Raw genomic sequence first — 8825 nt, 5'->3', positions numbered from 1 at the left:
CCTCACTTCGCCCCCGTACTTCTTCGCCAGCACCATGGTCATCGCCGCCGTCAGCGTCGTCTTGCCATGATCCACATGCCCAATCGTCCCCACGTTCACGTGCGGCTTGGTCCGCTCAAACTTGCCTTTTGACATGATGATTACCTTTGTTTACCGATTATCAATTCCCAAACAAAAAATTCTGGTGCCGCTGGCGCGGATTGAACGCGCGACCTCTCCCTTACCAAGGGAGTGCTCTACCACTGAGCTACAACGGCGTCATCTGTCTGCCCGCACCCGCTTAAGTCGTTTGGTTCGCGCCCCTCTGCTCCGGGATGACTGGAGCGGGTGAAGGGAATCGAACCCTCGTCGTAAGCTTGGAAGGCTTCTGCTCTACCATTGAGCTACACCCGCGCGATGTTCGTCCAACCTGCTTCGACCAGCTCTGCCCGCCGCAATCTTCAAGCCAAACTGAATGGTGGAGGGGGAAGGATTCGAACCTTCGAAGGCAGAGCCGTCAGATTTACAGTCTGATCCCTTTGACCGCTCGGGAACCCCTCCGCAACGAAACCTTGAATTATCCCAATTCCCTGTAGAAATGTCAATTTAGCTCTCGACTTGGCGGTGTATCAGTTTGAAATTTTTAGGTCAAAACGTGAGGGAAAATGGCGTGATGTTCCAAACTGGAACATGTCTTAATTATGAGGATAGTGAATGCACCCTAAACTGAAGGCGGGGGACAAAATATGCGCGCATTGTCCTTGCCGTACACCTTTTATAGCCGATCCGACGACTATTCAGCGTGCAAGAGAATTGATTTTTGAACCACCGCTTGATGAGGGTATTCGAGAGATCGTCTTGACTTTGGTCGCTCACGGTGTCGAGACATACGAATCATGTCAAGGTGGAGAAGGACATGGCTCTCCTCTTCCCTTCGTTCGTTTTGAGGGAAACTTATCGGAGGGGCTTAGAGCGCTCTCTGTAGCAATAGCGTATGGATTCCCAATATCCAATCTAATGCGCGTCTGGTCGATTGACGGAGGTATGCTACATGGACCGTGGTGGGAGATGATATTTGTTCCTTCAACCTTCCCTAAGAAGTGAGCCGGAGATTAGCGCCCTTGGTTATTAAGTTGCTGGCAGTCGTGACACAGTCGATAACCACCGGTGCCCTGACGGCGCTCGTACAGGGGAATGTCGCGCCCCGGAGGACATGCGCTGTTGTTATGGTGCACGCGGTTTTCGGGTGGTTTTTTGACCTCATTGACTGAGTAGAACGCTGGTGTAAATGGCATTGGAGGCACTCCTTATTTGCGAGTTGGTCAACGGAAATGATGCGATAACAATAGCAAGAATAATTATACACTTTTGGAAAACTTAATTAGCCAAATTAGCAATTTCCTCAAGCGTCCAAACGTGATCGGCAATGCCAGCTTCCATTGCCGGGGTGACACGCAGGGTTTTATGGATACGCCCGAAGTTGTAGTACATGTAATGAATTGCCACCGCGTACTCGTGGTTCTCGATTTTCTTTGAAAACCCATTAGTCAGGCGTGTGAATCGGCGCATAGACATACGCATCGTTAGATTCTGGCGCTCAATGAAGCTTGTAGAAACGTGTTTCTCATTGGGATTGCCACAGACCGCACCCTTGATCGCGCCACAACATTCCCCTGGACTATAACGGCGTGCTTCTTCTTTACCTTGCGGTGTACCGTAGAGCTTCACCAACATGGAGTAATCAATGTTTGAACCAAAGGCCGATTCAACAGCGTACAAATAGGCTCTGTGCCCGTCGCTGGTCAGCTGAATACGATTAGCTAGACGTGATGCTAGATCGCCGATGAACATGTTCGCATATTCGGCATCGCGTTGCCCGACTAGCCAGCTTGGAACCAGCTTAGTATCAGCATCAAGGCCGACCCAAGTAAACACGTCGCCATAGCCGAGAATGCCGCGCTTATCATTAGAGACGTTCTTCGCTTTGGCGTAGCAGAAAGACCAAATTTCGTCCACTTGCACGCGCTTGCAAGGCAGCTTCTGAAACACCTTGTCCTGATAGTCAGAGCAAGCAATACCCAAATCAACTAGCAGCTTCACGACTGTGTTAATGCTCACTCCCACCATCCGGGATGTGGCGCGCATTGAGTTGCCTTCTACAAGGCAGGAAAGGATTTTGGCGCGGTCTTTTAGGCTTAGGCGGTTCACGGCATATCTCACTTGACATGCCGACTATACTATGCTACATTTAGCTTGTCAACTAAATCTTTTAATATATATAATTCTATTATTTGGAGTAATACCTTATGAATCCTCCTGCCGCTCAGAAGTTTGAGAACCCATTTAGGCCAGGTGCCGGCCACATGCCGCCATATCTCGCGGGTCGGAAGCATGAAGAGAACGAATTTAGAAAGCTACTTAAACAGGAGACCATTCTTCAAAACCTCATCCTGACTGGTCTTCGCGGAATTGGTAAGACTGTTTTGCTGGAAACGTTTAAACCTCTTGCTATTCAGGAAGGATGGCTTTGGGTCGGTTCTGATTTATCCGAATCAGCAAGTGTCAGCGAAGAAAGTCTTGCAACGCGCATGCTCACAGACCTAGCCGTAGTTACCTCCACAATCCCTGTCGAGCTTGATGAAGCGGAAAAGATCGGCTTCGTAAAAGATTCTCGAAAGAGAACGCAACCTATGAGCTATGCGATGCTGCACGGACTCTATAACCAAACCCCTGGTCTTGTCTCTGACAAGATTAAAGGAGTGCTTGAATTTGTGTGGAAGGAGCTATCAAAGATGGGCCGAAAAGGAATCATATTCGCATACGACGAGGCACAAAATTTGTCTGACCTTGCACCCAAAGAGCAATACCCTCTTTCAATGCTCCTTGACGTTTTTCAGTCGATTCAAAGAAAGAATATCCCATTTATGTTAGCCCTTACGGGGCTTCCCACTTTATTTCCCAAATTAGTGGAAGCGAGAACGTTCTCTGAGCGTATGTTTCACGTTGTTGTTCTGAATCAACTGGATGAGGCCAATAGCAGAGATGCAATTCTCATCCCTATCAAAAAAGCTGGCTGCCCCGTGTCATTTAATGATGATTCTGTAACTACAATCTATCAAATCTCAGGAGGCTACCCATTCTTTATTCAATTCATTTGCAAAGAGGTCTATGACATTTGGACTCAGAATCCTAAAGTTACGGTGCCTGTCGATGCGCTAATCAGAAAGCTGGATTCGGATTTTTTTGCTGGTAGATGGGCTAAGGCAACAGACCGAGAAAGAGACTTGCTATTTATCGCAGCGAGTCTGCCGAACTGTGATGCTGAATTTACAGTACAAGATATTGTTGCTAGTTCTAAAGCCCAACATCACAAGCCGTTTAGTAGCAGCCACGTTAACCAAATGTTCAATTCATTGATTGAGGCTGGACTCGTCTACCGAAACCGATACGGCAAATATTCCTTTGCCGTTCCCCTCCTAGGACAGTTTATTAGTAGACAAGCAGAACAGGCGGGTTAACTTTTTCGACCTTTTGTGGCTGTTTTCTTTTTTGATCTCACACGCGTATTCCGTGTTTTGGCCGCCCCAGTTGATAAGTCCACAATCAACTTGGCAAGCTGGCTCGGATCGCGTGGGCGTTTGGGGCGTGATGCCATGCCCCATTTTACAGGGCTTCTGCATAAGGCGCATCATAGGTCAAATTCAAAGTGAGACACTACCCTCGACTTACACGAGTTAAGCGCGCATTCCAAACCTTAAATTTCCGTCCGTTTGCCTCTGCAATCGCCAAAACCAGTCAAAGGCGGCCTTTAAATTTCAAAATCGCTTCCCGATTCGCTACAATTCCCGCTTCCAGATCAAAGCACCCCGCCCTCACGGGCCAAGCCCATGGATGACATACCAACACTGCGCCGCATACTCAAGCAAAATAAGACTGTAGCCGTGGTGGGGCTTTCGGCAGACTGGTACCGTCCCAGCTATTTCGCCGCGAAATACTTGCTTGACCACGGTTTTACGGTAATCCCGGTCAACCCGAACCATCCTAAAGTGCTGGGGCTCAAGTGCTATCCCAGCTTGTACGACATCCCGCAAAAAGTGGATATCGTTGATTGCTTCCGCAAACCCGAAGACATCCCGCCGCTCGCCGATGCTGCGATTGCCATCGGCGCCAAAGTGCTGTGGATGCAGCTTGGCATCATCAACGAAGCGGCCGCGGAGAAAGCCAGGAAAGCCGGACTGGAAGTGGTGATGAACCATTGCATCAAGATCGAGTACGCGCGGCTCTTCGGGGGCTTAAGTTTTGTGGGCGTGAACACCAAAATCATTTCCGCCAAGCGGCCGCTATGGCTGCCCTATTGATCCGAGGTTTCATCCCGCTATTGGCCATTCTCGCCTCTCCGGCGGCGCACGCTCGGGACGAGTTTGAGTTCCTGCGGCAGCGGATGGTGCAGGAAATCGCGGCGATGACCACTGACACCGGTTTTGAGACCGGCAGAACAGCGCTTGTCGAACGGGTGCTCACGGCGATGCGAAAAGTCGAACGCCATAAATTTGTGCCGCCGGGCGAGGTTGTCAACGCCTACCAGAACCGCCCGCTTCCCATTGGCCATGGCCAGACCATATCCCAGCCCTATATCGTCGCGCTGATGACCGATCTCATGCGAGTGGAACGAAATCATGCCGTGCTCGAAATCGGCACCGGCTCGGGATATCAGGCGGCAATCCTCGCTGAACTTGCCAAAGCGGTCTACACCATTGAAATCATCGAGCCGCTCGGAATGCAGGCTCAAGAGCGCTTGCGAAATTTAGGTTACCGCAACGTGCAAACCACTGTCGGGGACGGCTATTACGGCTGGGAACAGCATGCGCCTTTCGATTCGATCATCGTCACCGCGGCAGCGAGCCATATTCCACCGTCGCTGGTCAAGCAGCTCAAGCCGGGCGGCAGAATGGTGATTCCGGTGGGGACGCAGTTTCTCACCCAGTACTTGATGCTGGTGGAAAAAAATCAGGATGGCACGGTTTCAAGCAAACAAATTCTCCCGGTGAGGTTCGTCCCGCTGACCGGTGGACACTAATTCCAACCCCTCCCCGCCGTTATTTTCGATCTCGCTGCTCTCGTCAGCGGTACTCGGCTATGAAATCCTGCTGATGCGGCTGTTGTCCATCATCCAGTGGCATCACTTCGCCTACATGATCATCAGCATCGCTCTCTTGGGTTATGGAGCGAGCGGCGCCATAGTGAGCCTCGCGCAACACAAACTTAAGCAGCGCTTTGCTTACGTTTTCGTGACGTGTGCCGTGCTGTTTGGAATTTGCGCGGTGGGGTCTTTCCTCCTGGCGCAGCGGGTGCCGTTTAATCCCCTAGAATTTTTGTGGGACCCCCGCCAGCCTTATTATCTGCTGCTGATATACCTGCTGCTTTTTCTCCCTTTTTTCTTCGCCGCGATCTGCATCTGCCTTACTTTTTCTGTGTTCCGCGATCACATTCATCGCATATACAGCTTCGACATTCTCGGCGCAGGCGCGGGGAGTCTTGGCATCATTGCCGCGCTCTTTGTTTTTTCCCCTCTCGGCGCGCTGAAGCTATTGGGCGCGGCGGGATTTGCGGTCGCGGCGCTGGCCTGCGTGGAATGCAAGCTGCGTCCGCGCTGGCTGCCTGCGTTGTTATCGCTGGGCGCGGTGCTGATGCCGCTGGCTTGGCCCGTGGATTTGAGCGGACTGCGTCTTTCTCCCTATAAGGGATTGAGCCAAGCCTTGCAAGTGAAGGACGCGCGGATAATCGAGCAGGTTTCCAGCCCTCTGGCTCTCATCACCGTGGTTGAAAGTCCGCTGATTCCGTTTCGTCATGCGCCTGGCTTGAGTTTGAACGCCAGCGGCGAGCCGCCGCCGCAATTGGGGATTTTCAGCGACGGCGACTCGATGAGCGCGCTCAACCGTTATGAAGAACGACCCGAGACCTTGAGCTATCTCGACTATCTCACTTCCGCGCTACCCTATTATCTTTTCGATAATCCACGAGTTTTGGTGCTGGGGGCTGGAGCCGGCGCGGATGTGTTGCAGGGGATTTATCACCGGGCCAAGCAAATTGACGCGGTTGAACTCAATCCGCAGGTGGTGGATGTGGTGCAGCACAGATTCGCCGGTTTTTCGGGAAAACCCTACAGCGCACCGGGGGTTCGGATATTTGTCGCAGAGGCGCGCGGTTTTGTCGCGGCAAGCCGCGAGCATTACGATCTTATCCAGGTTGCGCTGGTTGATGCCTTCGGCGCTTCGTCCGCGGGTCTTTATGCGCTATCCGAAAGCTATTTATACACTATTGAGGCGTTCCAGGATTATCTTCGCCATTTGCGGCCAGGCGGAATGTTGGCGCTGACACGCTGGGCCACGCTTCCACCGCGCGATGCGCTCAAACTCTTCGCCACTGCAGTCACCGCTCTGGAGCGGGACGGAGTTTTGCAGCCCGGAAAGCGGCTCGCTCTCATCCGCGGCTGGAAAACCAGTACTCTTCTAGTGAAAAACGGCGAGTTCAGCGAGCCCGAGATCACCGCGATCAAAACCTTTTGCCGCGCCCGCTCTTTCGATACGGAATATTACCCGGGAATAGACGAGTCTGAAGCCAACCGTTACAACGTTCTGGAACAGTCGTATTTTTTTGATGGCGCGCAGGCGCTGCTCGGCACGCAAAGCCAGGATTTCCTGGAACGCTACAAGTTTGACGTCGCGCCAGCCAGTGACGATAAGCCCTATTTCTTCCACTTTTTCAAATGGCGCGTGCTGCCTGAACTCCTTTCACTAAAGGACCGTGGCGGGCTGCCGTTGTTGGAATGGGGTTATCCCCTGCTCGTCGCCACTCTCGCTCAGGCGCTGCTGGCAAGCCTAGTGCTGGTTATCGTTCCGCTTTCGGTGATGGAATTGCGCCGGGAAAAAACGGCGGTGCACGCAGTTTCGCGCTTCCGCGTTGGCTGGTATTTCCTAGCCGTCGGCCTTGCCTTCATGTTCATAGAGATCGCCTTCATCCAGAAATTCATCCTGTTCTTGAGCTATCCGATTTACGCCGTGGCGGTGGTGCTGTGCGCGTTTTTGATATTCGCGGGTTTAGGCAGCCGTTTCTCCCGGCATGTAGTGCAAAAAATCCAAACCATGCCGTTTTGGCCGGTGGCATGGGTGGTGTTTGCGATTTGCCTGGTGGCAGTCGTCTACCTCGCGGCCCTTCCGCTTCTGTTCAAGCAATTCATAGGCCTCCCAGACACGGCAAAAATCGCGATCTCTGTTGCTCTCATCGCGCCTCTCGCTTTTCCCATGGGAATGCCTTTTCCCTTGGGGCTTGGCTCCGTAGCCGGCCACTCGGCACAACTCGTGCCCTGGGCCTGGGGTATCAACGCCTGCGCTTCGGTGGTGGGCGCGATTCTCGCCACGTTGCTCGCGATCCATCTCGGATTTACTGTAGTGGTCGTTGTGGCGCTTGGTTTTTATGTATTGGCGGCAGCATCGTTTCCTCAATTGGATGCTGTAAAATCACTATCTACGTTCAAGAGGAATCGCTTTCATGACTGACAGAAAATTCGGGATCGAAACGCTGTGCCTGCATGCCGGACAGCTCCCCGACCCCGCCACCGGTTCGCGCGCGGTGCCGATTTATCAAACTACTTCTTACGTATTCGACAGCGCCGATCACGCCGCAAGCCTTTTTAACCTGCAAACCTTCGGCAACGTCTACACGCGGCTGATGAATCCCACTACCGCGGTGTTCGAGGAGCGCATGGCGGCGCTGGAAAGCGGCCGCGCGGCACTGGCAACCGCTTCCGGCATGGCAGCGCAGATGACCGCGATTTTCACCCTGCTTGAGCAAGGCGACGAGCTGGTCTCCGCGAGTACTTTATACGGCGGCACCTATTCGCAGTTTGAAGTGAGCTTCAGAAAGCTCGGCATCAACACCCGGTTCGTCCATCCCGACGATCCGCAGAATTTCAAAAAAGCGCTCACCAAAAAAACCAAAGCGATTTATGCCGAGACCATAGGCAATCCGCTTATCAATGTGCTCGACATCGAAGCCGTCGCCGCTATTGCCAGAGACGCGGGTATCCCGCTCATCATCGACAACACCTTTGCTTCGCCCTGTCTGTGCCGGCCGATCGAACACGGCGCGGACATCGTAGTGCATTCGGCAACCAAATACATCGGCGGCCACGGCACCACCATGGGCGGAGTGATCATCGAGTCGGGGAAATTTCCCTGGAACAACGGCAATTTCCCGGGCATGACCGAGCCTTCGCGCGGCTACCACGGCGTTATTTTCCATGAAACTTTCGGGGATTTCGGCTACACCATGAAAGCACGCATGGAAACGCTGCGCACTTTCGGCCCGACGTTGTCACCGTTCAATTCATTCCTGTTGTTGCAAGGTTTGGAAACTTTGCACCTGAGGATGGAGCGCCACTGCGAAAACGCCTTGGCCGTTGCCAAATTCCTGCAAGACCACCCGCTGGTGACCTGGGTGAATTACCCGGGGCTGCCGGACAACCCATATCACGCATTGGTAAAAAAATACCTGCCGAAAGGCGCGAGCGGCATTCTCACTTTCGGCATCAAGGGCGGCGAGGCGGCGGGCATCAAGTTCATCGAGGCCGCGCAATTCCTGAGCCACCTTGCCAACGTGGGTGACGCCAAAACGCTGGTGATTCACCCCGCTTCGACCACCCACCGCCAGCTTTCGGAAGAAGAACAAATCGAGGCCGGCGTCACGCCCGACATGATCCGCATCTCGGTCGGATTGGAAACCCTCGACGACATTCTCTGGGACATCGACCAGGCGCTGAAAAAATCGCAGCAGGCCTGACCACCCGC

General features: G+C 53.0%; 7 protein-coding genes and 3 tRNA genes. 5 read left to right on the top strand and 5 right to left on the bottom strand.

The genetic code is table 11. From position 1 onward, the window contains the following. The 5 genes from VHE58_03455 to VHE58_03435 all read right to left on the bottom strand — a co-directional run. The coding region (locus VHE58_03455; GenBank protein ID HVS26340.1) for a GTP-binding protein at window positions 1-135 on the bottom strand (135 nt) is incomplete at its 3' end. 47 nt (window positions 136-182) lie between these two features. Beyond that, a tRNA-Thr gene (locus VHE58_03450) sits at window positions 183-257 on the bottom strand. Window positions 258-319: 62 nt separating this feature from the next. Then, window positions 320-393: transfer RNA gene (locus VHE58_03445), tRNA-Gly, on the bottom strand. A 62-nt stretch (window positions 394-455) separates the two neighbouring features. After that, window positions 456-540, bottom strand: a tRNA-Tyr gene (locus VHE58_03440). A gap of 816 nt (window positions 541-1356) precedes the next feature. Next, complete coding sequence (locus VHE58_03435) at window positions 1357-2187, bottom strand: IS1 family transposase (GenBank protein HVS26339.1); 831 nt, start codon at window positions 2185-2187, stop codon at window positions 1357-1359. Window positions 2188-2285: 98 nt separating this feature from the next. Here VHE58_03435 and VHE58_03430 point away from each other — a divergent pair, with 98 nt between their 5' ends. From VHE58_03430 to VHE58_03410, 5 genes are all read left to right on the top strand, one after another. Further along, complete coding sequence (locus VHE58_03430; protein ID HVS26338.1) at window positions 2286-3497, top strand: hypothetical protein; 1212 nt, start codon at window positions 2286-2288, stop codon at window positions 3495-3497. A 369-nt stretch (window positions 3498-3866) separates the two neighbouring features. Next, window positions 3867-4337 (top strand): CoA-binding protein, encoded by a 471-nt coding sequence (locus tag VHE58_03425; GenBank protein ID HVS26337.1) that lies wholly within the window; start codon window positions 3867-3869, stop codon window positions 4335-4337. A gap of 83 nt (window positions 4338-4420) precedes the next feature. Next, the gene (locus VHE58_03420) at window positions 4421-5056 is read left to right on the top strand and encodes a protein-L-isoaspartate(D-aspartate) O-methyltransferase (protein HVS26336.1); all 636 of its coding nucleotides are present in this window, start codon (window positions 4421-4423) and stop codon (window positions 5054-5056) included. Then, complete coding sequence (locus VHE58_03415) at window positions 5046-7535, top strand: SAM-dependent methyltransferase (protein HVS26335.1); 2490 nt, start codon at window positions 5046-5048, stop codon at window positions 7533-7535. The genes VHE58_03420 and VHE58_03415 overlap by 11 nt, the downstream gene beginning before the upstream one ends. After that, window positions 7528-8817: an O-acetylhomoserine aminocarboxypropyltransferase/cysteine synthase family protein gene (locus tag VHE58_03410; protein ID HVS26334.1), complete on the top strand. Its 1290-nt coding sequence runs from the start codon at window positions 7528-7530 to the stop codon at window positions 8815-8817. Before VHE58_03415 ends, VHE58_03410 begins: the two co-directional genes overlap by 8 nt. Window positions 8818-8825: the final 8 nt, after the last annotated feature.

Source organism: Burkholderiales bacterium (assembly GCA_035543335.1).
GTDB lineage: Bacteria > Pseudomonadota > Gammaproteobacteria > Burkholderiales > JAHFRG01 > JAHFRG01.
This window is presented reverse-complemented; position numbering and strand designations above follow the sequence as displayed.

Bases quoted from the DNA above. Each gene is read 5' to 3' on its own strand.
- VHE58_03425 (HVS26337.1), top strand. From the start codon at position 3,867: ATGGATGACATACCAACACTGCGCCGCATACTCAAGCAAAATAAGACT.
- VHE58_03430 (HVS26338.1), top strand. From the start codon at position 2,286: ATGAATCCTCCTGCCGCTCAGAAGTTTGAGAACCCATTTAGGCCAGGT.
- VHE58_03420 (HVS26336.1), top strand. From the start codon at position 4,421: ATGGTGCAGGAAATCGCGGCGATGACCACTGACACCGGTTTTGAGACC.
- VHE58_03410 (HVS26334.1), top strand. From the start codon at position 7,528: ATGACTGACAGAAAATTCGGGATCGAAACGCTGTGCCTGCATGCCGGA.